This window comes from Enterobacter cloacae complex sp. 397G4 (genome assembly GCF_050031515.1).
In the GTDB taxonomy this organism is placed as follows: Bacteria; Pseudomonadota; Gammaproteobacteria; order Enterobacterales; family Enterobacteriaceae; genus Enterobacter; species Enterobacter hormaechei_C.
On the sequence record NZ_JBLGWE010000001.1, the window covers coordinates 1,718,856 to 1,741,779 of the forward strand.

Consider the following 22,924-nt stretch of genomic DNA (forward strand, 5'->3'; position numbering starts at 1 on the left):
CGCCGCTTTTTTTATTCACTTAACTTGTGTTCAGGGCTGCGTTATCTTTAAACTTCTTTACATAAGGTAAGGCAGCAGCGAGTATGCCTTTCTATACTGAAGGAAATCTCCAGAATAATGGGCATGTCGTGAAAAACAGGGGGCAAGGGATGTTGCTTAAGAAAAATCGTGGTCGTCAGCTGTCTGCGCTGAGTTTGTGCCTGACAGTGATGTTTGCTCCACTGTTTACCGCTCAGGCCGATGAGCCTGAAATTGTACCGACTGACAGCTCCGCGACGATGGGCGCGCAGCCGACGTCGCTGTCACAACCGCTGGATCAGTCTCCGGCGACGGCCATCATGGCCGGCATTAAACCGCTGCCGGAAGGCATCGATACTGAATCATTACGCCAGCAGCTTATGACCGGCCTGCCCTCGGGCTATACTCCTGCTTATATTAACCAGCTCACGCTGCTTTACGCTGCGCGCGATATGAAACCGATGTGGGAAAATCGCGAGGCGGTACGAGCCTTCCAGCAGCAGCTGGCTGAAGTGGCGATTGCAGGCTTTCAGCCGCAGTTCACGACCTGGGTTGAGCTCCTGACCGACCCTGCCGTTACCGGACAGGCGCGTGACGTGGTGCTGTCTGATGCCATGATGGGCTACTTACAGTTTGTGGCGGGGATTTCGGTGAACGGCAACCGCTGGTTATACAGCAGTAAACCGTACAAGCTGGCGACGCCTGCGCTGTCCGTCATTAATCAGTGGCAGCTGTCGCTGGATAACGGCGAACTGCCGCGCTTTATCGCAAGCCTTGCGCCTGCCCATCCGCAATATGCCACGATGCATCAGTCGCTTCTTGAGCTGGTTGCGGATTCCCGCCCGTGGCCTCAGCTGCGTGGCACCACAACGCTGCGTCCGGGGCAGTGGAGCAGCGATGTGCCTGCGATCCGCGAAATTATGAAACGCTCCGGCATTCTTGACAGCGGCCCTAAAATTGCTCTGCCCGGTGACGAGACGCAAAATGCGGTCGTCAGCCCGTCGGCGCCGGTAAAAGAGAAAACGGCCGTTGCGTTGAGCAATAAGCCCGCCGCTTACGATCGCGAGCTGGTCGCCGCAGTGAAGCAGTTCCAGGCCGCGCAGGGGCTTGGCGCTGACGGCGTGATTGGTCCATCTACTCGCGACTGGCTGAACGTCTCTCCGGCCCAGCGGGCAGGAGTGCTGGCGTTGAATATCCAGCGCTTGCGCTTGCTGCCGGGCACGTTATCCACCGGCATTATGGTCAACATTCCGGCGTACTCCCTGGTCTACTATCAGGACGGTAGCGAAGTGCTGGCGTCCCGCGTGATTGTCGGCCGACCTGACCGAAAAACGCCAATGATGAGCAGCGCGCTGAATAACGTGGTGGTTAACCCGCCGTGGAACGTGCCGCCGACGCTGGCGCGCAAAGATATCCTGCCTAAGGTATGGAATGACCCAGGTTATCTGGAGCGACATAACTATACGGTGATGCGTGGCTGGAACAGCAAAGAAGCGATTGATCCCTGGATGGTCGACTGGTCAACGATTACGCCTTCGAACCTGCCGTTTCGTTTTCAGCAGGCACCTGGCGCACATAACTCGCTGGGACGTTACAAATTCAATATGCCAAGTTCGGACGCTATCTACCTGCATGATACCCCAAACCATAATCTGTTCCAGAAAGATGCACGCGCGCTCAGCTCGGGCTGTGTCCGCGTGAACAAGGCCTCCGAGCTGGCGAATATGCTGTTGCAGGATGCAGGCTGGAACGATACGCGGATATCAGATGCCCTGAAGCAGGGGGATACGCGTTACGTCAATATTCGCCACAATATTCCGGTCAATCTTTACTATCTGACGGCGTTTGTAGGCGCGGACGGACGCACCCAGTATCGTACAGATATTTACAATTATGATCTGACAGCGCGATCCGGCGCACAAATTTTGCCAAAAGCGGAACAATTAATCAGGTAAATGAAGTAGTTCGGTAAAAATGATTGTCGTAAGTTATGGTGAATATGAGGCGATCTGGCTGCAAGCCGCGTATTCACTGGGGTTGGGCGCCTTGACGTAGCAGGCTTTGCCAGTTATGGTGCCCTTCGTGCGCTAAGCATATTGACAATTTCTTTTACCTGTAGACCTGATTATCATGGACAAATTTGACGCTAATCGCCGCAAATTGCTGGCGTTAGGTGGCGTTGCGCTGGGCGCAGCAGCCATCCTTCCGACGCCAGCATTTGCCACCCTCTCGACACCTCGTCCGCGTATTTTAACGCTCAACAATCTGCATACTGGTGAGACGCTTAAAGCGGAATTTTTCGATGGCAGAGGCTATATTCAGGATGAATTAGCAAGACTCAACCATTTTTTCCGTGATTTCCGCGCGAATAAAATCAAAGCCATCGACCCTGGATTATTCGATCAGCTTTACCGCTTGCAGGGACTGCTGGGGACCAAAAGGCCGGTGCAACTCATTTCTGGCTATCGCTCTCTGGATACCAACAATGAACTGCGCGCCCACAGCCGTGGGGTAGCGAAAAAAAGCTATCACACTAAAGGGCAGGCGATGGATTTCCATATTGATGGCGTTTCGTTAGCCAATATTCGCAAAGCGGCGTTATCTATGCGCGCAGGTGGTGTAGGATACTACCCACGTAGCAACTTTGTGCATATTGATACCGGGCCGGTTCGGCACTGGTAATAACGAAACACAGGAGCAGTATGAACTATCGTATTATTCCGGTTACCGCGTTCTCACAGAACTGTTCATTGATCTGGTGTGAACAAACTAAACTGGCCGCGCTTGTCGATCCCGGTGGAGACGCCGGGACAATCAAGCAGGAAGTCGCTGCCAGCGGTGTAACGCTGATGCAGATTTTACTCACCCATGGCCATCTCGACCATGTGGGTGCAGCGGCAGAACTGGCTGAACACTACGGTGTGCCGATTATCGGCCCGGAAAAAGAAGATGAGTTCTGGCTTCAGGGGCTACCTGCCCAAAGCCGTATGTTTGGTCTGGATGAGTGTCAGCCACTGACACCGGACCGCTGGCTGAACGAAGGCGATCGCGTTAACGTGGGGAATGTAACTTTACAGGTGTTGCATTGCCCCGGGCATACGCCCGGCCATATTGTCTTCTTTGATGACGTGTCGCGCCTGCTGATTTCCGGTGACGTGATTTTCAAAGGGGGCGTAGGACGCAGTGATTTCCCACGCGGCGATCACGGTCAGCTGATTCAGTCGATTAAGCAGAAGTTATTGCCGTTAGGTGATGATGTGACGTTTATCCCTGGACACGGACCGATGTCGACGCTGGGCGATGAGCGGTTGCATAACCCGTTCCTTCAGGATGAAATGCCTGTCTGGTAAACCCGGTAAAATAAAAAAGCCTGCGCGATGCAGGCTTTTTTTATGGGTGCAGGTTACAGCACCGCGACAATGGCTTCGCACAGCGGCGCCATGTTGTCAGGCGTCATACCTGCAACGTTCACGCGGCCAGAGGCAACGGCATACACGCCAAACTCTTCACGCAGGCGCAGCACCTGCTCTTTGGTCAGGCCGCTGAAGGAGAACATGCCGTTCTGCTTGATGATGAAGCTGAAGTCACGGTCAGCGCCTTTCTCAGCCAGCGTGTTCACAAACAGCAGACGCATGCGCTGAATGCGCTGACGCATATCGTTCAGCTCTTGTTCCCAGATTGCGCGCAGCGCATCGTTGCTCAGGATCGTCGCGACCACAGACGCACCGTGTGCCGGTGGGTTAGAGTAGTTAGCGCGGATCACGGACTTCATCTGGCTGAATGCGCGATCGACGGTTGCTTCGTCAGCAGCCACCAGCGTACAGGCGCCGACACGCTCGTTATACAGACCAAAGTTCTTGGAATAGGAGCTTGCGACAATCAGCTCCTGATGCACGGCGGCGAATGCGCGCAGACCTTCTGCATCTTCTTCCAGACCACGGGCAAAGCCCTGGTAAGCGAAGTCGAACAGAGGCAGCCAGCCTTTTTCAACGGACAGCTTAGCCAGCTGTTCCCACTGCTCAAGCGTAGGATCGATACCGGTTGGGTTATGGCAGCAGCCGTGGAACAGCACCACATCGCCCGCCTGGGCTTCGCTCAGGCTGGCCAGCAGACCGTCGAAATCCAGCGCGTGGTTTGCCGCGTCGTAGTAGGCGTATTCACGCACTTCCAGACCCGCAGAATTAAAAACGCTCTTGTGGTTCGGCCAGCTTGGATTGCTTACCCACACACGCTTCACAGAGGTGTTTTTCGCCAGGAAATCTGCCGCCACGCGCAGTGCGCCGGTACCGCCTGGGGTCTGCGCCGTGCGGGCGCGTTTTTCGCTCACAATGGTGCTGCCTTTGCCGAACAGCAGCTCCTGGGTGCAGCGACCAAATTCAGGGATACCATCAATACCGAGGTAGTTTTTGGTGGTTTCGTTTTCCAGCAGATACTGCTCAGCTTTTTTGACGCTGGTCAGTACCGGAGTTTTGCCGGTTTCATCTTTATATACACCAATACCCAGGTTGATTTTGCCAGGGCGGTCGTCGGCACGAAACAGATCGGCCAGGCCCAGAATTGGGTCGGCAGGAGCGGCAGTAATGTTCTCAAACATGACGAAGTTCCATTGTGATTACAGAAGTGAAATCCGCTATCAGGTTAACGGTAGATTTACAAAATGCCAACCGTTTGCGACGAAAAGCGTGCGGCTTTTCAAAAGTCGCTATTATTTTCTCTCAGGAATAAAAAAACAGGGCCGAAGCCCTGTTCATTAAGCATATAACAACGAGGTGTGCTGATTAGAACTGGTAAACCAGACCCAGAGCCACGATATCGTCGTTGTTGATGCCCAGCTTGTTGTCGTCTTTCAGCTGGTTGATCTGATAGTCAACATAGGTAGACATGTTTTTGTTGAAGTAGTATGTCGCACCAACGTCGATGTAGTTGATGTAGTCTTCGTCACCGATACCTTCTACGTCTTTCGCTTTAGATTTGTAGTAAGCGATGGATGGACGCAGACCGAAGTCGAACTGGTACTGAGCGACGACAGAGAAGTCCTGAGACTTGTTAGCGAAACCACGGCTGCCCAGACGCGCTGCGTTACGCATTTCGCCATAAATAGCTGCCAGGTAGATGTTGTTCGCGTCATATTTCAGGCCGGTTGCCCACTGTTCAGCTTTGTCACCTTTACCCCATTCCAGCGTCTGCTGGTTGTTGGTACGGTCAGCTGCACCATAAGCACCCACAATGCCGAAACCGTCGAAATCATAGCTCAGAGAGGTTGCCCAGCCGTCACCGTTGGAACGTACTGCGTCATCACGTTCATTTTTGCCCAGGTACTGAACACCAAAGTTCAGACCGTCAACCAGGCCGAAGAAGTTGCTGTTACGGTAAGTCGCCAGACCACCCGTACGGCCTGCGAAGAAGTTATCGCTCGCGCCGGTGTCGCCGCCGAACTCAGGCAGCATATCGGTGATGCCGATTGCGTCATAGACCAGACCGTAGTTACGACCGTAGTCGAAGGAGCCTGCGTCACCAAATTTCAGACCTGCGAATGCCAGACGGGTTTTGTTGCCGTTCTGTGCATCGCCACCTTCAGAGTTGTTACCCTGGAAGTTGTATTCCCACTGACCGTAGCCAGTCAGCTGATCGTTGATCTGAGTTTCACCTTTGAAGCCCAGACGCGCGTAAGTGTTGTCGCCATCGTTGCCCGCGTAATCAGAGAAGTAATGCAGGCCAACTGCTTTCCCGTAAAGATCTAATTTGTTGCCGTCTTTGTTATAGATTTCAGCAGCGTTTGCTGCACCGGCTACCAGCAGGGCAGGGACTACCACTGCCAGGATATTGCGCTTCATCATTATTTATTACCCTCATTGGTTTTTTTATGACACTCGCCACTGCCGCCAATAAATTCTGTCAATAAATATTTCCGGAACTATTGATGAGAGTTAGGGAAGGTGCGAACAAGTTCCTGATATGAGATCATCATATTCATCCGGAGCGCATCCCAGAGGGACATCATGAGCCATCAACTCACCTTCGCCGATAGTGAATTCAGCACTAAGCGCCGTCAGACCCGAAAAGAGATTTTCCTCTCCCGCATGGAGCAGATTCTGCCATGGCAGAATATGACCGCTGTCATCGAGCCGTTTTATCCCAAGGCGGGCAATGGCCGACGGCCCTATCCGCTGGAGACCATGCTGCGTATTCACTGCATGCAGCATTGGTACAACCTGAGCGACGGTGCCATGGAAGATGCCCTGTACGAAATCGCCTCCATGCGCCTGTTTGCCCGATTATCCCTGGATAGCGCCCTGCCGGATCGCACCACCATCATGAATTTCCGCCACCTGCTCGAGCAGCATCAACTGGCCCGTCAATTGTTCAAGACCATCAATCGCTGGCTGGCCGAAGCAGGCGTCATGATGACCCAAGGCACTTTGGTGGATGCCACCATCATTGAGGCACCCAGCTCGACCAGGAACAAAGAGCAGCAACGCGATCCGGAGATGCATCAGACCAAGAAAGGCAATCAGTGGCACTTTGGCATGAAGGCCCACATTGGTGTCGATGCCAAGAGTGGCCTGACCCACAGCCTGGTCACCACCGCGGCCAACGAGCATGACCTCAATCAGCTGGGTAATCTGCTTCATGGAGAGGAGCAATTTGTCTCAGCCGATGCCGGCTACCAGGGAGCGCCACAGCGCGAGGAGCTGGCCGAGGTGGATGTGGACTGGCTGATCGCCGAGCGTCCCGGCAAGGTAAAAACCTTGAAGCAGCATCCGCGCAAGAACAAAACGGCCATCAACATCGAATACATGAAAGCCAGCATCCGTGCCAGGGTGGAGCACCCGTTTCGCATCATCAAGCGGCAGTTCGGCTTCGTGAAAGCCAGATACAAGGGGCTGCTGAAAAACGATAACCAACTGGCGATGTTATTCACCCTGGCCAACCTGTTTCGGGTGGACCAAATGATACGTCAGTGGGAGAGATCTCAGTAAAAACCGGAAATAACGCCAGAAATGGTGGAAAAAATAGCCTAAATAGGCTGATTCGATGTGTTTGCGGGAAAAAAATCGGCCCAGATCCGCGAAATTTTAATCAGCGAGTCAGCTTGGGAAGAAATGACCTGCTTATTCGCACCTTCCTTAGGTGTCTTTATGTGTCTGACAGGCATCTTTCCATTCATAGAACCGTTTCGCTACACTGAAAGTGCTACAATCTTCAAGATTCAGTTACTAAAAGAAAATATGTGTAACTAAATATGTATTTTTGGGAACTTTGTGAAGCACCTCAAATTTCAGTGCCACCTGGCGAATTAAACATCCGCTTTATTCTTATATATATGATTTCCTTATGTTTAATTTAGCTAAAGGCCTTTCGTATAAACAGAAGTTAAACGGCTCATTTTTTCTTATGATCGATAAAAGCCATCCAGATGGCTGTGAAATTGGTTGTTTTTTATGCTAATGCGTAAGGATTGTTTTAAGCGCAATAAGAATGGGGTTATTTTTTTTGTCTCAGGATATTTCGTGGAAACAAAACGTAACAGGTAGAGGTAATAGCGGGGTTGTGGTTTAAAGACGCTTACTTCTGACTGACGAAAACTGACATTGCAGGATAAAATAATGGCCAGCATTTGCTGGCCATTAATGATTTGGTCGGTTAGAAACTTGCGTTACGCGGTGTGCGTGGGAATGGAATCACATCACGTACGTTCTGAACACCTGTTACGTAAGCAATCAGACGTTCGAAGCCCAGGCCAAAGCCGGAGTGTGGAACGGTGCCGTAGCGACGGAGATCGCGATACCAGCTGTAGTCCGCCGGGTTCAGGCCCATCTCCTGCATACGCGCGTCCAGCACATCCAGGCGCTCTTCACGCTGGGAGCCACCGATGATCTCACCGATGCCCGGCGCGAGGACATCCATCGCGGCAACGGTTTTACCGTCTTCGTTAAGGCGCATATAGAACGCCTTAATGTCTTTCGGATAGTTTTTCACCACAACCGGTGCTTTAAAGTGCTTCTCTGCCAGATAACGTTCGTGCTCGGAGGAGAGATCCACGCCCCAGTAAACCGGGTTTTCGAATTTCTCACCGCATTTTTCCAGGATTGCGACCGCGTCGGTGTAATCCACCTGCGCGAAGTCTGCGGAGACGAAGCGCTCAAGACGGGCGATGGCGTCGTTATCGACACGCTCAGCGAAGAATTTCATGTCGTCTGCGCGCTCTTCGAGAACGGCTTTAAACACGTATTTCAGCATCGCTTCTGCCAGGGCTGCCGCGTCATTCAGATCGGCAAAGGCCACTTCCGGCTCCAGCATCCAGAATTCCGCCAGGTGACGGCTGGTGTTGGAGTTTTCCGCACGGAAGGTTGGGCCGAAGGTATAGATCTTAGACAGCGCACAGGCGTAGGTTTCACCGTTGAGCTGGCCGGAAACCGTCAGGAAGGCTTCTTTGCCAAAGAAGTCTTTGTCGTAATCGACTTTACCTTCCGGCGTACGCGGCAGGTTTTCCATATCCAGCGTTGAAACGCGGAACATTTCACCTGCGCCTTCGGTATCGGAAGCCGTGATCAGCGGAGTAGAAACCCAGAAGTAACCCTGCTCGTCAAAGAAACGATGCAGCGCCTGCGCCAGCGTATGACGCACGCGGGCAACCGCACCAATCAGGTTGGTGCGCGGACGCAGGTGCGCGACTTCACGCAGATATTCGATGCTGTGACGCTTTGCAGCCATCGGGTAGGTGTCAGGATCTTCAACCCAGCCGGTCACTTCCACCGAGGTCGCCTGAATTTCGTAGCTCTGACCCTGGCCCGGAGAGGCCACCACAACACCGGTGACAATCACGGAACAGCCGGTTGTCAGGTGCAGAACGTCATCATTGTAATTGGGCAGAGAATTATTAATGACGGCCTGTACAGGATCAAAGCAGGAACCGTCATAGACGGCGAGGAAGGAGATGCCAGCTTTAGAATCTCGGCGAGTACGCACCCATCCGCGCACGGTGACCTCCTGGTCAACGGCGACACGGCCCTGGAGTACGTCGGCTACAGGCACAACGCTCATAATATTCTCTCTGTTAATAGTCGGAAAAAATAAACACTTGTCCGCCCTTATAGGGGGGATATCTATGTTACCTGCCATCCGCTATCAGACAAGTAAATTTCACCGTCTTAAGAGAAGAAATAAGAAATTAATAAGAGAAGGGGAGCCATGAAGGCTCCCCCGAAGCCGTTAACTGGCTTTTTTAACCTGAGGCAAATCGAAGGCTTTACGTAATGCGCGGACAAACGCTTTGTCATGGCAGATGGTTTTGCCCGGACTGTCGGAGAGCTTCGCGACCGGCTTACCGTTACATTCCACCAGTTTTATCACGATGTTCAGCGGTTTCACCTGAGGAATATCACAGGTTAACCGCGTACCAATCCCGAAACTCAGGTTCACCCGCGATGAGAAATGGCGATAAAGGTCGACGGCTTTCGCCAGGTCAAGGTTATCGGAGAAGACCAGCACCTTACTCATGGGGTCGATGCCCAGTTTTTCGTAATGGGCGATGGCTTTCTCACCCCATTCAACCGGGTCCCCGGAATCATGGCGCAAACCCTGGTAGCGTTTGGCAAACTCAGGGCCAAAGTCGCGCAGGAACGCGTCCATGGTAATGCAGTCGGTAAGGGCAATACCCAGCCGATCCGGGTATTCCTCTAGCCACGCGGCGAGGGCGGCGCGCTGGCTGTTGGCAAGGTCAGGGCTGATCTGCTGGTGCGCCTGGAACCATTCGTGCGCCTGGGTGCCCATCGGCGTTAAATCAAGGCGACGTGCCAGATCGTAGTTACTGGTGCCAACGAACCACGGCTCCTGTTGCAGACGTCTGACAATGGCTTCCTGAACCTCGCGAGAGAAGCGGCGGCGCGTGCCAAAGTCCATCAGACGGAATCGGGACATATCCAGCCCTTCGGTCAGTCTGGAAAACTCAACGAGTTTATTCTCCAGAGCGGCAACCGCCTGCGTCACACCGGTTTCAGGGGAGCGATAGCGGTGGGCCAGCTCGCTGATCACGGCCAGAAGCGGCACTTCCCACATGATCACCTCGCGCCACGGGCCGGTCAGACGAATGTCCAGCTTGCCGTTATCATTGGTGACGGTGACCTGTTCCGGGTTATAGCGGAACTCACGCAGCCAGTTCAGATAATCCGCTTTAAAGAAAGGCAGGCCTGAAAGCCACTGATATTCGTCATCGGTGAGCGCCAGATGCTGCATGGCCTCGACCTGTTCACGAATGGAATCTGCGTAGATACCCAGCAAGTCGTCACCCCGGCAGCGAAATTCCGCCGCAACATGGACATCATGATAGTGGTGAAACACGGCTTGCTGCATATGCAGCTTGTACGCGTCGGTATCCAGCAACGTATGCAGAACCGGAGAAGCGAATTGAGTCATAGGTGCGCTGTAGCATCCTCTCACGGGAGCGTTTAGTACAATAAACAACTCCGGAGTATACCCTGTTTAGTGATTTATTGAACCCCGATCACAACATAAGCACACTTTATGGTCGAGAGCATTTCGTGCCCCGTGTTATAAAAATGTAGCTAAAAAGGGCGTTGTGCCTGAAAAGATGAACATTCTGCATAGCGCGTTTTACACAACAGGAATATATTGAATCGTTACTCGACAAACGATGCATAAGGTTTTCTATGACACAACAGCCACAAGCTAAATACCGCCACGACTATCGTGCGCCGGAATACCTGATAAGCGATATCGATCTGACTTTCGACCTGGATGCCACAAAAACCGTGGTGACGGCGGTAAGCCAGGTGACGCGCCAGAGCGCGACAGCCGTGCCGCTGCGTCTGGATGGTGAAGACCTGACGCTGGTTTCCCTGCATATTAACGATGAAGCCTGGTCAGACTATAAAGAAGAAGGCAACCAGCTGGTCATCGACAACCTGCCGGAACGCTTTACCCTGCGCATCGTGAATGAAATTAGCCCTGCCGCCAATACCGCGCTGGAAGGACTTTACCAGTCAGGCGTAGCCCTGTGTACCCAGTGTGAAGCCGAAGGTTTCCGCCACATTACCTGGTATCTGGATCGCCCGGACGTCCTGGCGCGCTTTACCACCAAAATTATTGCCGACAAAACGCTGTACCCGTACCTGCTTTCCAACGGCAACCGGATTGGTGAAGGGGAACTGGAGAATGGCCGTCACTGGGTACAGTGGCAGGATCCGTTCCCGAAACCCTGCTATCTGTTTGCGCTGGTGGCGGGAGATTTCGATGTCCTGCGCGACACCTTTAAAACGCGCTCTGGCCGTGAAGTCGCGCTGGAGCTGTTCGTGGACCGTGGCAACCTTGACCGCGCACCGTGGGCAATGACCTCCCTCATCAACTCCATGAAGTGGGATGAAACGCGCTTTGGCCTCGAATATGACCTCGACATCTATATGATCGTTGCGGTCGATTTCTTCAACATGGGCGCGATGGAGAATAAAGGTCTTAACATCTTTAACTCTAAATACGTGCTGGCGCGTACCGATACCGCCACGGATAAAGATTACCTCGATATCGAACGCGTTATCGGCCACGAATATTTCCATAACTGGACCGGGAACCGCGTCACCTGCCGCGACTGGTTCCAGCTGAGCCTGAAAGAGGGCTTAACCGTCTTCCGCGATCAGGAGTTCAGCTCCGATCTGGGATCGCGGGCGGTAAACCGCATCAACAACGTGCGCACCATGCGTGGTCTGCAATTTGCAGAAGATGCCAGCCCAATGGCGCACCCGATCCGCCCGGATAAAGTCATTGAGATGAATAACTTCTACACCCTGACGGTGTATGAAAAAGGCGCTGAAATTATCCGTATGATCCACACCCTGCTGGGTGAAGAGAATTTCCAGAAAGGGATGCAGCTTTACTTTGAGCGTCACGACGGCAGTGCGGCCACCTGCGACGATTTTGTTCAGGCGATGGAAGACGCCTCTAACGTCGATCTGTCTCATTTCCGCCGCTGGTACAGCCAGGCCGGTACGCCGATTGTGACGGTCAAAGACGACTACAACCCGGAAACCGAGCAGTACACGCTGACCATCAGCCAGCGCACGCCGCCAACTGCCGAGCAGGAAGAGAAACATCCGCTGCACATTCCGTTCAGCGTTGAGCTGTACGACAACGAAGGCAACGTGATCCCGTTACAGAAGGGCGGCCACCCGGTGCATAACGTGCTGAACGTGACCCAGGCAGAGCAGACCTTTATCTTCGATAACGTCTATTTCCAGCCCGTTCCCGCCCTGCTGTGCGAATTCTCCGCGCCGGTGAAACTCGAATACAAGTGGAGCGATCAGCAGCTTACGTTCCTGATGCGTCACGCGCGCAACGATTTCTCGCGCTGGGATGCGGCACAAAGCCTGCTGGCGACCTACATCAAGCTGAACGTCAACCGTTACCAGCAGGGCCAGCCGCTGACGCTGCCGGTTCATGTGGCAGACGCGTTCCGTGCCATCCTGCTGGATGTGAACATTGACCCGGCGCTGGCGGCTGAAATTTTAACGCTGCCTTCTGCGACTGAAATCGCCGAGCTGTTTGACATCATCGACCCGATTGCCATCGTCGCCGTGCGTGAAGCGCTGACCCGCACGCTGGCGACCGAACTGGCAGATGAGTTCCTCGCCATTTACAACGCCAACAAGCTGGACGGGTATCGGGTGGAACATGCGGATATCGGTAAACGTTCCCTGCGCAATACCTGCCTGCGCTATCTGGCGTTTGGTGAGGCAGAGCTGGCGAACACGCTGGTCAGCAAGCAGTACCACGAAGCCGATAACATGACGGATGCCCTGGCCGCGCTGGCCGCAAGCGTTGCCGCCGAGCTGCCGTGCCGCGATGCGCTGATGCAGGAGTACGACGACAAGTGGCATCAGGATGGTCTGGTGATGGACAAGTGGTTCATCCTTCAGGCCACCAGCCCGGCAGCCGATGTACTCAGCAAAGTACGCAGCCTGCTGAAGCACCGTTCGTTCACCATGAGCAACCCGAACCGCGTCCGCTCTCTGATTGGTGCCTTCGCCAGCAGCAACCCGGCCGCGTTCCATGCCGAAGACGGCAGCGGTTATCAGTTCATGGTTGAAATGCTGACCGAGCTGAACAGCCGTAACCCGCAGGTGGCGTCTCGTCTGATTGAGCCGCTGATCCGCCTGAAACGTTACGATGCGCAGCGTCAGGCGAAAATGCGCGCCGCGCTTGAGCAGCTGAAAGGGCTGGAAAATCTGTCTGGCGATCTGTACGAGAAGATTGCTAAGGCGCTGGCCTGATGTAAAAAAGCCCGGTGGCGCTACGCTTACCGGGCCTACGTGGGGTCGCGGGGCATCGGTTTTCTCCCTCTCCCTGTGGGAGAGGGCCGGGGTGAGGGCATCAGGCATTAGCCTTTATCCGCTGAATCTCCGCTTCCCCACGTTTCATCACCCGATCCAGTACTTCGGCTTCCAGCTCCGCCAGTCTGGCCGATCCCACGCGGCGAGGACGTGGAATATCTACCGTCAGATCCAGACCAATTTTGCCCTCTTCTATTAACAGCACCCTGTCTGCCATTGCCACGGCTTCACTGACATCATGCGTCACCAGCAGTACCGTAAAGCCGTGCGTCTGCCAGAGGGTTTCAATCAGATCCTGCATCTCGATCCGCGTCAGGGCATCAAGCGCGCCGAGCGGTTCATCAAGCAGCAACAGGCCGGGACGGTGAATCAGCGCGCGAGCCAGCGCTACGCGCTGCTTTTGTCCACCCGACAGGGCCGCAGGCCACTCTCCCGCGCGATTCTCCAGCCCTACCGCAGCGAGTGCCTGCCGGGCGTCCTCCCGCCAGCTGCCCTTCAGGCCCAGCCCGACGTTATCCATCACCGTTTTCCACGGCAGCAGACGCGCGTCCTGAAACATCATGCGCGTATCATCCTGAATCGTGGCCAGCGGCGTAGTGCCTGCCAGAATGTCACCGCAGTTTGGCGCTTCCAGCCCGGCTAAAAGACGCAGCAGGGTACTCTTGCCGCCACCGCTGCGGCCGACAACGGCCACGAACTGTCCGGCAGGAATATGCAGATCCAGTGCATTCAGAATGGTGTTGTCGCCGTAGCGTTTGGTCACGCCGTTCAGCAGTAACGGTGTTCCCTGGTTCAGTCGTGCAGTATTCATGCTTTCGCCTCCTGAGCGGTGTAGGCCGGGTTCCAGCGCAGCCAGCTACGTTCCAGCCACTGGGCGCTGACGTCCGCAAGTTTGCCGAGCAGGGCATAAAGGATAATGGCAACCACCACCACGTCCGTTTGCAGGAACTCGCGGGCGTTCATCGCCAGATAACCAATGCCGGAGTTAGCCGAAATGGTTTCCGCCACGATCAGGGTTAGCCACATCAGGCCGAGCGCAAAACGCACCCCAACCATAATGGAGGGCAGGGCGCCCGGCAGGATCACATGGGTAAACAGGGCAAAACCTGACAGGCCATAGCTGCGGGCCATCTCCACCAGACCGCGATCGATATTACGGATCCCATGCCAGGTATTGATATAAATCGGGAATAACGTTCCCAGCGCCACGAGGAAAATTTTGGCGCTCTCATCAATGCCAAACCACAGGATAACCAGCGGAATAAGCGCCAGATGCGGCACGTTGCGCAGCATCTGAACGGAGGTATCCAGTAGCCGCTCACCCCAGCGTGACAGGCCGCTGATCAGCCCCAGCGTCAGGCCGATGCTTCCGCCAATCGAAAAGCCAATTACCGCGCGCCAGGAGCTGATGGCAAGATGTTGCCACAGCTCACCGCTGGCGCTTAGCGACCAGAACGCTTCCACAACGCCCTCCGGAGAGGGCAAAATGCGGCTCGACAGCCAGCCAGTTGAAGACGCCAGTTGCCAGACGAGGACAATGCCGACGGGCAGAAACCACGGCGCGGCGCGCAGCAGCCATTTTTGTGCGGTTGCAGACATGGTGGCTCCTTAGCTTTGCGCGACTTTTCTCGGGATAAACGCGTTCGCCACGGCTTCGCCCTGCAACTGAAGCTGACGTGGCTGCGGAATTTCCGGGATAGCGACATCCAGGTGCGGGAACAGCAGTTCACCCACCTTGTACGCCTCCTCCAGATGTGGGTAGCCAGACAGGATAAAGCTGTCGATCCCCAGCGCCGCATATTCATTAATGCGTGCCGCTACGGTTGGACCGTCGCCGACCAGTGCCGTGCCGGCACCGCCGCGCACCAGACCTACCCCGGCCCACAGGTTCGGGCTGATCTCAAGGTTTTCACGCTTGCCGTTGTGCAGGGAGGCCATCCGATGCTGGCCCACGGAGTCGGTTTTGGCAAACGCTGCCTGTGCTTTAGCGATAGTGTCGTCGTCCAGATGAGCGATCAGACGGTCGGCGGCTTGCCAGGCCTCGTCGTTTGTTTCGCGGACGATCACGTGCAGGCGAATGCCGAAGCGTACCGTACGGCCATGTTCTGCGGCTTTAGCGCGTACCTGAGCAATTTTCTCTTTCACCAGCTCCGGTGGCTCGCCCCAGGTCAGATAGAGATCGACCTGCTCAGCCGCCAGCTCCTGCGCCACGTCCGACGATCCGCCGAAATAGAGGGGAGGGCGCGGCTGCTGTACCGGCGGGAAGTAGAGCTGCGCATTGCGAACGTGGATATGTTTCCCTTCGAAGGTGACGGTTTCCCCTTCCAGCAGACGTCGCCAGACGCGGGTGAACTCTGCGGAGGCTTCATAGCGCTCGGTATGATCGAGGAAGACGCCATCGCCCGCCAGCTCCTGCGGATCGCTGCCCGTCACCAGGTTGAACAGCGCACGGCCGTTGGAAAGCCTGTCCAGCGTTGCCGCCTGACGCGCCGCGACGGTGGGCGACACCACGCTCGGGCGCAAGGCTACCAGGAATTTCAGGCGCTGGGTGACGGGGATCATTGATGCGGCAACCAGCCACGCATCCTCACACGAGCGGCCCGTCGGGATCAGTACCCCGGTAAAACCGATGCGGTCTGCCGCCTGGGCGATCTGCTGTAGATAGCCGTGATCGACCGGGCGGGCGCCTTCTTCTGTGCCAAGATAGTGTCCATCACCGTGGGTGGGTAAAAACCAGAAAAGATTCAGACTCATGATTTTTTTCCTTCAATGCCAGCGGGTTGCCAGATGCGTTCGCGAATATTCACCTGCTTTGGAACCAGGCGGTTTTGATAAAAGAGGTCTGCCGTTTGCTGCTGGAGAGCGGCAACGTGGGCGTCAACCGGTGCTATGGTGGTGGGAGGACGGTGGTCAAGATAAGTGGCGATCACCGGTTCAGGCAGGCCCATGGTTTTTGCCAGCAGCGTGATGCTCTGCTGACGCTGGCTTTGGGTCAGCGCATCGGCCTGAGAGAAGGTATCCAGCACCTGCTGAATAAATGCGCCATTTTTCTCAGCGTAAGGACGTGCCGCCAGGTAGAACGAACCGGTCTGCTTCAGGGTGGTGCCGTCTTTCAGCACCCGCACACCGCCCTGCAACAGTGCGGCGGAGTAGTACGGATCCCAGATAGCCCAGGCATCAACATTTTTTTGCTGAAACGCCGCGCGCGCATCGGCAGGCGTCAGGTAAACGGGCTGGATATCGGTGAATTTAAGGCCGGCCTCCTGCAACGCGCGCAGCAGCAGGTTGTGCGAGCTTGAACCTTTCTGGAAAGCAACCTTATGGCCTTTGAGGTCGGCGACGCTTTTGATCTCGCTGTTTTCCGGCACCAAAATAACCTCTGCCTTCGGCTTGGCGGGCTCAACGCCAACGTAAACCAGATCCGCCCCGGCAGCCTGCGCAAAGATTGGCGGGATATCGCCGGTGCTGCCTAAATCAATACTCCCGACGTTCAGCGCCTCCAGCATCTGTGGTCCGGCAGGGAACTCGACCCATGAGAATTTGGTCTCCGGGAAACGCTTCTCAAGCAACGCATGGCTTTTCGCCAGCACCATACTGACGCTGCCTTTCTGATAACCGATACGCAGGCTCTCCGGCGCTTTCTCCGCCGCCTGAGCCAGCGACGCCACTGCCAGCAGACCTGCCAGCCCGATACGGGTAACTGTTTTAAACATGCGCCACTCCTTGTGATTGATGAAATGCTGCCGCGTGGCGATCCCGACGGTTCAGGGCGTGCCAGAAGGTTTCGAGCGCACTGTCGAGGCGGGTTTGCAGATTCGGCGTGAAATGGGGTTTATGCTGGTAGTCGATTACCTGTGAGTCGTCAGCGAAGACGCCATGCAGGATCTCCTGCGCTTTCAGCGCGTTCAGAACCGGCTTGAGGGCATAATCCACCGCCAGTAAATGGGCTACCGTACCGCCTGTGGCCAGCGGCAGGACGACCTTACCGTCCAGCGCGCGTTCGGGCAGCAGATCGAGCAGCGTTTTCAGTGCGCCGGAAAAAGAGGCTTTGTAAATCGGTGTCGCGACGACCAGCCCGTCAGCACTCTTAAGTTGTTCGATCAGGGTTTTCAGCGCCGGGCTGTCGAAACGGGCGTAGAGCAGATCTTCAGGCGCGAAATTGTGCAAATTCCAGTGACACACTTCGACATCCAGAGCATTAAGCTTTTCGCGAGCGTATTCCAGCAGTGCGCTGGAGCGAGAGGGGAAGCGGGGGCTTCCGGCCAGGGTAATGACGCGCATGGTTGCTCCTTATAACTAATAGTTTGCTTTTATCTAACATTCATAACAATTTTCAGGAGTGTGACATTGCGTGGTTATTCCACTAAATGATTTATCCTCAGGATGAATGCAGAAAAATGCATAAGAAGCGAACCGATAAGTAAACGATTGCGTTTTACGTGGCTTTTTTTGCCACAGGTCAATTCCCTTTCCGGGCGGAATCGCACATAATCCCCTCCCGGTTTGCACACCGGGAATCCAGGAGAGTTCATGTACTACCCCTTCGTTCGTAAAGCCCTTTTCCAGCTCGATCCTGAGCGCGCTCATGAATTTACATTTCAGCAGTTACGCCGTATTACAGGAACGCCTCTGGCCGCGCTGGTGCGTCAAAACGTGCCGGAAAAACCAGTTCAGTGCATGGGCCTGACTTTCAAAAATCCACTGGGCCTGGCGGCCGGTCTGGACAAAAATGGCGAATGCATTGATGCACTCGGTGCGATGGGCTTTGGCTCGATCGAAATCGGGACGGTGACGCCGCGTCCGCAGCCGGGAAATGACAAGCCACGTCTGTTTCGCCTGGTTGAAGCCGAGGGGCTGATCAACCGCATGGGCTTTAATAACCTTGGCGTCGATCATCTGGTTGAGAACGTTAAGAAAGCCCATTTTGATGGCGTGCTGGGTATTAATATTGGCAAAAATAAAGACACGCCGGTCGAGCAGGGTAAAGATGACTATCTGATTTGTATGAAAAAAGTCTATGCCTATGCCGGTTATATTGCGGTGAATATATCTTCGCCTAACACCCCAGGGCTGCGTTCATTACAATATGGCGAAGCGCTCGACGATCTTCTTAGCGCCATTAAAAATAAACAAACGGCGCTACAGGCGATCCACCATAAATATGTTCCGGTCGCGGTTAAGATCGCCCCGGATCTTTCGGCAGAAGAATTGATCCAGGTTGCCGACAGTTTAGTTCGCCATAATATTGATGGTGTGATTGCAACCAATACAACACTCGATCGCTCTCTCGTTCAGGGAATGAAAAACTGTGACGAAGCGGGTGGATTAAGTGGCCGTCCGGTACAATTAAAAAGCACCGAAATTATTCGCGCACTCTCCGCAGAATTAAAAGGTCAGCTGCCGATTATTGGCGTGGGTGGCATTGACTCTGTCATCGCTGCACGTGAGAAGATGGCGGCAGGTGCATCGCTGGTGCAAATTTATTCCGGCTTTATTTTTAAAGGGCCGCCGCTGATTAAAGAAATCGTCACGCATATCTAATCTTTTCTCTTAATCAGACAACCAGGGCTTTATTTCCAGCCCTGGTTGTTTTATATTCCGTCATTGTTGCTTATTTAAACATTATAGTCTTTTATTACTAGTGTTATAAGCGAAGCGGCAAACAGGACATTTTTAGTACAGGACGTTTAGGGGACGGGAGAGAAACATGCGAATTAAACCTGACGATAACTGGCGCTGGTATTTTTGTGACGAGCATGACCGTATGATGCTCGACTTAGCCAATGGCATGTTGTTTCGCTCTCGTTTTGCGCGCCGAATGTTAACGCCAGACGCGTTTGCTCCCTCAGGCTTTTGCGTTGACGACGCTGCACTCTATTTCTCTTTTGAAGAAAAATGCCGCGAGTTCGATCTCTCCAAAGAACAGCGCGCTGAACTGGTACTAAATGCGCTGGTAGCGATCCGTTTCCTGAAACCGCAAATGCCGAAAAGCTGGCATTTTCTCGCCCACGGCATGTGCTGGACCCCGGCTATCGGCGATGCGGCGAGCGTCAATCTGAGCGATACCGAAGAAGAGGTGAATTTGCTGGTGGTTGAACCCGGTGAAAACGCTGCGCTCTGTTTGCTGGCCCAACCCGGCGTGACCATTGCCGGGCGAGTTATGCAGTTAGGTGATGCCATCAAAGTGATGAATGACAGGCTGAAGCCACAGCTGCGCGTTGATTCCTTCAGCCTTGAACAGGCAGTTTAAGCTTCCAGCTGTACGGATGTTTTCGGGACACAGCTACAGCACAGGATCGTGCCGTCACTGCCAATCGCAGATTTCTTCAGGGCACTTACTTCACCATCGACCAGTTTAATGCGACAGCATCCGCAAATCCCCGCGCGACAGGAATACGGTACGCGGATACCTGCCTGTTCCAGCTGTTCCAGTAGCACCTGCTGATTGTTACCACGGATAACCTTGCCTTCCCAGTGAATATCCACCGCGGAAGCGACGTTGGTGACAACGTCAACCATCTCTTCTTCCTGACCTGCGCCGTACACCCTGGCAGGCCCGCGGGTGAGAATTTCGACCTCGTCGCCCACGCGGATCACGCCGCTGGAGCGGGGGATCAGGTTCTGGCCGAAGTCGACATCGCCGTTATCCTGCGCGGTACGAAATGACTGCAAGGTTTTCAGCGGTTCGCCGGAAGGGTGTTTCTGACCTTTCTCCGGGCTGACGGTGGTAAAAATACAGCGGCTGCACGGCTTCACGACATCAAAAATAACGCTGCCGATGCGGATCACTTTCCAGGTATCTTCATCCCAGGCATTCGCTCCGGTCACCACCAGATTCGGGCGAAACTGCTCCATCTGCACGCTGGCTTTGCAACGATTTTGTAAATCACGCAGCGAGGCCTCGCTGGTCAGAAGGAAGGGAAAACCATCCGCGAAGGAGAGAGGAACCGCATCGTGGCGCTTCACGCGACGGGTCAGCGCAGGCCCAACCCAGCGCAGCTGAACGTCACGGGAGAAAAAGCCGCTCAGCCACTGGTTAATGTTATCCGGCGCGATACGCGCGGTAAAATGATTGCCCCACACTTCCGTTGGCGCATCAAGCGGCGCAAAATCAGCAAAGCGGATCACGACGCTTGAACCGTCCGGCGCAGTCAAATGCAGCCCGTCATGAAGCGGGGAAGGGGTAAAGCGAACCATCTGCGGGAACTGACGTGCGGTGATAAACGTACCGTCAGGCTCGGTGACCATAAAAATACGATCGAAGGCGAATCCGCTCATATCGGCCAGCGCGTGAGAGACGCCGATGCCGCGCATGGATTTCACCGGATGAATAAAAAGCCTGGATAACGTCGCCACTGCACACTCCCGCTAAAGAAAATAAGCCTTCAACTTTATGACATACACGCCATATTAGCTATAATGCGCGACAATTTTCTTTGAGTAAAAGTGACGATATGAATTCTCTGTTTGCCAGTACGGCCCGTGGGCTGGAAGAGCTGTTAAAAACTGAACTGGAAGCCCTGGGCGCGAAAGAGTGCCGGGTGGTTCAGGGTGGTGTCCATTTTGAGGGCGACACGCGGCTTATTTACCAGAGCCTGATGTGGAGCCGTCTGGCGTCGCGCATCATGCTGCCGATGAAAGAGTGCAAGGTCTACAGCGATCTTGATCTCTACACCGGCGTACAGATGATCGACTGGACAGAGATCTTCACCCCGGACGCTACCTTTGCGGTGCATTTCAACGGCGTCAACGATGAGATCCGCAACAGCCAGTACGGTGCCCTGCGCGTTAAGGATGCCATTGTGGACTGCTTCACGCGTCGCAATAAAGAACGTCCGAACGTTGACCGTGAAAACCCGGATCTGCGTATCAACGTCTGGCTGAACGGCGATACGGCCAGTATTTCCCTGGATCTGAGTGGCGCAGGCCTGCATCTGCGCGGCTATCGCGATCGCACCGGGATGGCGCCGATCAAAGAAACGCTGGCTGCCGCTATCGTGATGCGCTCCGGATGGCAGCCAGGTACGCCGCTGCTCGATCCGATGTGCGGTTCCGGTACGCTGCTGATTGAAGCCGCGATGCTGGCCACCGACCGTGCGCCAGGGCTGCACCGCGGCCACTGGGGCTTCAAAGGCTGGGCGCAGCACGATGAAGCCATCTGGAAAGAGGTCAAAGACGATGCGCAGACCCGCGCCCGTAAAGGGCTGGCGGAGTACACCTCTCACTTTTACGGTTCGGACAGCGACGCACGGGTGATTGAACGCGCGCGCAGCAACGCCCGTCGTGCCGGTATCGGCGAGCTGGTGACCTTCGAGGTGAAGGACGTGGCGAATCTGACCAATCCGCTGCCAAAAGGCCCGTACGGTACGGTGATCAGCAACCCGCCGTATGGTGAGCGTCTGGACAGCGAGCCGGCGCTGATTGCACTGCACAGCCTGCTTGGCCGCAACATGAAAGCGCATTTCGGCGGCTGGAACCTCTCCCTGTTTAGCGCCTCGCCGGAGCTGCTGAGCTGCCTGCAATTGCGTGCCGATCGCCAGTTCAAAGCGAAAAACGGCCCGCTGGACTGCGTGCAGAAAAACTACCATCTGGCAGAGGTAGCGGCGGATAGCAAACCGTCAGGCGTGGCGGAAGATTACGCCAACCGCCTGCGCAAAAACCTGAAGAAATTTGAGAAGTGGGCGAAGCAAGAAGGCATCGAATGTTATCGCCTGTACGACGCTGACCTGCCCGAGTACAACGTGGCGGTTGACCGCTATGCGGACTGGGTGGTGGTTCAGGAATACGCCCCGCCGAAAACTATCGATGCGCAAAAAGCGCGTCAGCGTATGCTGGATGTGATTGCGGCCACCATCGCCGTACTTGGCATTTCTCCAAACAAGCTGGTGCTGAAAACCCGTGAGCGTCAGAAAGGTAAAAATCAGTATCAGAAGATGGGCGAGAAAGGCGACTTCCTCGAAGTGGGCGAATATAACGCGCGCCTGTGGGTTAACCTGACCGACTACCTTGATACCGGCCTGTTCCTCGATCACCGTATCGCCCGCCGCATGCTGGGCCAGATGAGCAAGGGGAAAGACTTCCTGAACCTGTTCTCCTATACCGGCAGCGCCAGCGTTCATGCGGGGCTTGGCGGCGCGCGTAGCACCACCACGGTAGATATGTCCCGGACTTATCTGGAGTGGGCAGAGCGCAACCTGCGTCTTAACGGCTTAACCGGCCGTCAGCATCGCCTGTTACAGGCCGACGTGCTGGGCTGGCTGCGCGATACCGACGAGCAGTTTGACCTGATCTTTATCGATCCGCCGACCTTCTCTAACTCCAAGCGTATGGAGGATAGCTTTGATGTTCAACGCGATCACCTGCGCCTGATGACCGACCTGAAGCGTCTGCTGCGTAAAGGCGGCACCATTATGTTCTCGAATAACAAGCGCGGATTCCGCATGGATCACGACGGCCTGGCCGAACTGGGACTGAAAGCACAAGAAATCAGCCAAAAAACGCTGTCTCAGGACTTTGCCCGTAACCGTCAAATCCACAACTGCTGGCTGATCTCCGCGGTCTGA

General features: G+C 54.9%; 19 protein-coding genes. 9 read left to right on the plus strand and 10 right to left on the minus strand.

The features are described 5' to 3' along the window. The first annotated feature begins 149 nt into the window (after positions 1-149). The 3 genes from ldtD to ACQG1Y_RS08080 all read left to right on the plus strand — a co-directional run bounded on the left by ldtD (position 150) and on the right by ACQG1Y_RS08080 (position 3,368). Positions 150-1,973: a L,D-transpeptidase gene (ldtD, locus tag ACQG1Y_RS08070; protein WP_032647901.1), complete on the plus strand. Its 1,824-nt coding sequence runs from the start codon at positions 150-152 to the stop codon at positions 1,971-1,973. 175 nt (positions 1,974-2,148) lie between these two features. Next, positions 2,149-2,700, plus strand: coding sequence for a YcbK family protein (locus ACQG1Y_RS08075; protein WP_196343803.1), 552 nt, complete (start codon positions 2,149-2,151; stop codon positions 2,698-2,700). A 20-nt stretch (positions 2,701-2,720) separates the two neighbouring features. Next, positions 2,721-3,368 carry an MBL fold metallo-hydrolase gene (locus tag ACQG1Y_RS08080; protein ID WP_032619969.1) on the plus strand — a complete coding sequence of 216 codons (648 nt, stop codon included), beginning with the start codon at positions 2,721-2,723 and terminating at the stop codon, positions 3,366-3,368. 53 nt (positions 3,369-3,421) lie between these two features. Here the strand turns inward: ACQG1Y_RS08080 and ACQG1Y_RS08085 are convergent, their stop codons facing one another. Then, a complete protein-coding gene (locus ACQG1Y_RS08085; RefSeq protein WP_017384820.1) occupies positions 3,422-4,612 on the minus strand; it encodes an amino acid aminotransferase in 1,191 nt (396 codons plus the stop codon). 184 nt (positions 4,613-4,796) lie between these two features. Continuing rightward, positions 4,797-5,855: a porin OmpF gene (gene ompF, locus ACQG1Y_RS08090; RefSeq protein WP_017384819.1), complete on the minus strand. Its 1,059-nt coding sequence runs from the start codon at positions 5,853-5,855 to the stop codon at positions 4,797-4,799. A 162-nt stretch (positions 5,856-6,017) separates the two neighbouring features. On the opposite strand from ompF, the gene ACQG1Y_RS08095 reads away from it, so the two are divergent. Continuing rightward, positions 6,018-6,998, plus strand: a complete 981-nt coding sequence (locus ACQG1Y_RS08095) for an IS5-like element ISKpn26 family transposase (protein ID WP_032637327.1) — start codon at positions 6,018-6,020, stop codon at positions 6,996-6,998. Continuing rightward, positions 6,980-7,207: a hypothetical protein gene (locus ACQG1Y_RS08100; RefSeq protein WP_315941693.1), complete on the plus strand. Its 228-nt coding sequence runs from the start codon at positions 6,980-6,982 to the stop codon at positions 7,205-7,207. The genes ACQG1Y_RS08095 and ACQG1Y_RS08100 overlap by 19 nt, the downstream gene beginning before the upstream one ends. A gap of 455 nt (positions 7,208-7,662) precedes the next feature. On the opposite strand, the gene asnS is transcribed toward ACQG1Y_RS08100, so the two are convergent. Further along, positions 7,663-9,063 carry an asparagine--tRNA ligase gene (asnS, locus tag ACQG1Y_RS08105; protein WP_015570955.1) on the minus strand — a complete coding sequence of 467 codons (1,401 nt, stop codon included), beginning with the start codon at positions 9,061-9,063 and terminating at the stop codon, positions 7,663-7,665. 168 nt (positions 9,064-9,231) lie between these two features. After that, a complete protein-coding gene (pncB, locus tag ACQG1Y_RS08110) occupies positions 9,232-10,434 on the minus strand; it encodes a nicotinate phosphoribosyltransferase (protein WP_033487278.1) in 1,203 nt (400 codons plus the stop codon). A gap of 254 nt (positions 10,435-10,688) precedes the next feature. Here pncB and pepN point away from each other — a divergent pair, with 254 nt between their 5' ends. Next, the gene (gene pepN, locus ACQG1Y_RS08115) at positions 10,689-13,301 is read left to right on the plus strand and encodes an aminopeptidase N (protein ID WP_232959870.1); all 2,613 of its coding nucleotides are present in this window, start codon (positions 10,689-10,691) and stop codon (positions 13,299-13,301) included. A 100-nt stretch (positions 13,302-13,401) separates the two neighbouring features. On the opposite strand, the gene ssuB is transcribed toward pepN, so the two are convergent. The 5 genes from ssuB to ssuE are packed head-to-tail and all read right to left on the minus strand — an operon-like array spanning position 13,402 to position 17,642. Further along, positions 13,402-14,172, minus strand: coding sequence for an aliphatic sulfonates ABC transporter ATP-binding protein (ssuB, locus tag ACQG1Y_RS08120; RefSeq protein ID WP_032670196.1), 771 nt, complete (start codon positions 14,170-14,172; stop codon positions 13,402-13,404). Further along, entirely contained in the window at positions 14,169-14,960 is a 792-nt protein-coding gene (ssuC, locus tag ACQG1Y_RS08125; protein WP_003858185.1) for an aliphatic sulfonate ABC transporter permease SsuC, read from the minus strand. The genes ssuB and ssuC overlap by 4 nt, the downstream gene beginning before the upstream one ends. A gap of 9 nt (positions 14,961-14,969) precedes the next feature. Then, the gene (gene ssuD, locus ACQG1Y_RS08130; RefSeq protein ID WP_047735086.1) at positions 14,970-16,115 is read right to left on the minus strand and encodes an FMNH2-dependent alkanesulfonate monooxygenase; all 1,146 of its coding nucleotides are present in this window, start codon (positions 16,113-16,115) and stop codon (positions 14,970-14,972) included. Next, positions 16,112-17,074 carry a sulfonate ABC transporter substrate-binding protein gene (locus ACQG1Y_RS08135; protein ID WP_023303399.1) on the minus strand — a complete coding sequence of 321 codons (963 nt, stop codon included), beginning with the start codon at positions 17,072-17,074 and terminating at the stop codon, positions 16,112-16,114. Before ACQG1Y_RS08135 ends, ssuD begins: the two co-directional genes overlap by 4 nt. Further along, entirely contained in the window at positions 17,067-17,642 is a 576-nt protein-coding gene (gene ssuE / locus ACQG1Y_RS08140; protein WP_003858180.1) for an NADPH-dependent FMN reductase, read from the minus strand. The genes ACQG1Y_RS08135 and ssuE overlap by 8 nt, the downstream gene beginning before the upstream one ends. A gap of 249 nt (positions 17,643-17,891) precedes the next feature. Here ssuE and pyrD point away from each other — a divergent pair, with 249 nt between their 5' ends. Next, entirely contained in the window at positions 17,892-18,902 is a 1,011-nt protein-coding gene (pyrD, locus tag ACQG1Y_RS08145) for a quinone-dependent dihydroorotate dehydrogenase (RefSeq protein ID WP_047719336.1), read from the plus strand. Positions 18,903-19,068: 166 nt separating this feature from the next. Continuing rightward, positions 19,069-19,611, plus strand: coding sequence for a cell division protein ZapC (gene zapC / locus ACQG1Y_RS08150; protein ID WP_015570906.1), 543 nt, complete (start codon positions 19,069-19,071; stop codon positions 19,609-19,611). On the opposite strand, the gene ACQG1Y_RS08155 is transcribed toward zapC, so the two are convergent. After that, a complete protein-coding gene (locus tag ACQG1Y_RS08155; protein WP_017384813.1) occupies positions 19,608-20,717 on the minus strand; it encodes a YcbX family protein in 1,110 nt (369 codons plus the stop codon). The two genes, zapC and ACQG1Y_RS08155, sit on opposite strands and share 4 nt — an antisense overlap. Before the next feature lie 98 nt (positions 20,718-20,815). Here ACQG1Y_RS08155 and rlmKL point away from each other — a divergent pair, with 98 nt between their 5' ends. Further along, on the plus strand, positions 20,816-22,924 hold the full coding sequence (gene rlmKL, locus ACQG1Y_RS08160) for a bifunctional 23S rRNA (guanine(2069)-N(7))-methyltransferase RlmK/23S rRNA (guanine(2445)-N(2))-methyltransferase RlmL (protein WP_032620367.1): 2,109 nt from the start codon (positions 20,816-20,818) through the stop codon (positions 22,922-22,924).

Excerpts from the sequence above, each read along its gene's own strand:
- ldtD (WP_032647901.1), top strand. The coding sequence starts at position 150 with ATGTTGCTTAAGAAAAATCGTGGTCGTCAGCTGTCTGCGCTGAGTTTG.
- ACQG1Y_RS08075 (WP_196343803.1), top strand. The coding sequence starts at position 2,149 with ATGGACAAATTTGACGCTAATCGCCGCAAATTGCTGGCGTTAGGTGGC.
- ACQG1Y_RS08080 (WP_032619969.1), top strand. The coding sequence starts at position 2,721 with ATGAACTATCGTATTATTCCGGTTACCGCGTTCTCACAGAACTGTTCA.
- ACQG1Y_RS08085 (WP_017384820.1), bottom strand. The coding sequence starts at position 4,612 with ATGTTTGAGAACATTACTGCCGCTCCTGCCGACCCAATTCTGGGCCTG.
- ompF (WP_017384819.1), bottom strand. The coding sequence starts at position 5,855 with ATGATGAAGCGCAATATCCTGGCAGTGGTAGTCCCTGCCCTGCTGGTA.
- ACQG1Y_RS08095 (WP_032637327.1), top strand. The coding sequence starts at position 6,018 with ATGAGCCATCAACTCACCTTCGCCGATAGTGAATTCAGCACTAAGCGC.
- asnS (WP_015570955.1), bottom strand. The coding sequence starts at position 9,063 with ATGAGCGTTGTGCCTGTAGCCGACGTACTCCAGGGCCGTGTCGCCGTT.
- pncB (WP_033487278.1), bottom strand. The coding sequence starts at position 10,434 with ATGACTCAATTCGCTTCTCCGGTTCTGCATACGTTGCTGGATACCGAC.
- pepN (WP_232959870.1), top strand. The coding sequence starts at position 10,689 with ATGACACAACAGCCACAAGCTAAATACCGCCACGACTATCGTGCGCCG.
- ssuB (WP_032670196.1), bottom strand. The coding sequence starts at position 14,172 with ATGAATACTGCACGACTGAACCAGGGAACACCGTTACTGCTGAACGGC.
- ssuC (WP_003858185.1), bottom strand. The coding sequence starts at position 14,960 with ATGTCTGCAACCGCACAAAAATGGCTGCTGCGCGCCGCGCCGTGGTTT.
- ssuD (WP_047735086.1), bottom strand. The coding sequence starts at position 16,115 with ATGAGTCTGAATCTTTTCTGGTTTTTACCCACCCACGGTGATGGACAC.
- ACQG1Y_RS08135 (WP_023303399.1), bottom strand. The coding sequence starts at position 17,074 with ATGTTTAAAACAGTTACCCGTATCGGGCTGGCAGGTCTGCTGGCAGTG.
- ssuE (WP_003858180.1), bottom strand. The coding sequence starts at position 17,642 with ATGCGCGTCATTACCCTGGCCGGAAGCCCCCGCTTCCCCTCTCGCTCC.
- pyrD (WP_047719336.1), top strand. The coding sequence starts at position 17,892 with ATGTACTACCCCTTCGTTCGTAAAGCCCTTTTCCAGCTCGATCCTGAG.
- zapC (WP_015570906.1), top strand. The coding sequence starts at position 19,069 with ATGCGAATTAAACCTGACGATAACTGGCGCTGGTATTTTTGTGACGAG.
- rlmKL (WP_032620367.1), top strand. The coding sequence starts at position 20,816 with ATGAATTCTCTGTTTGCCAGTACGGCCCGTGGGCTGGAAGAGCTGTTA.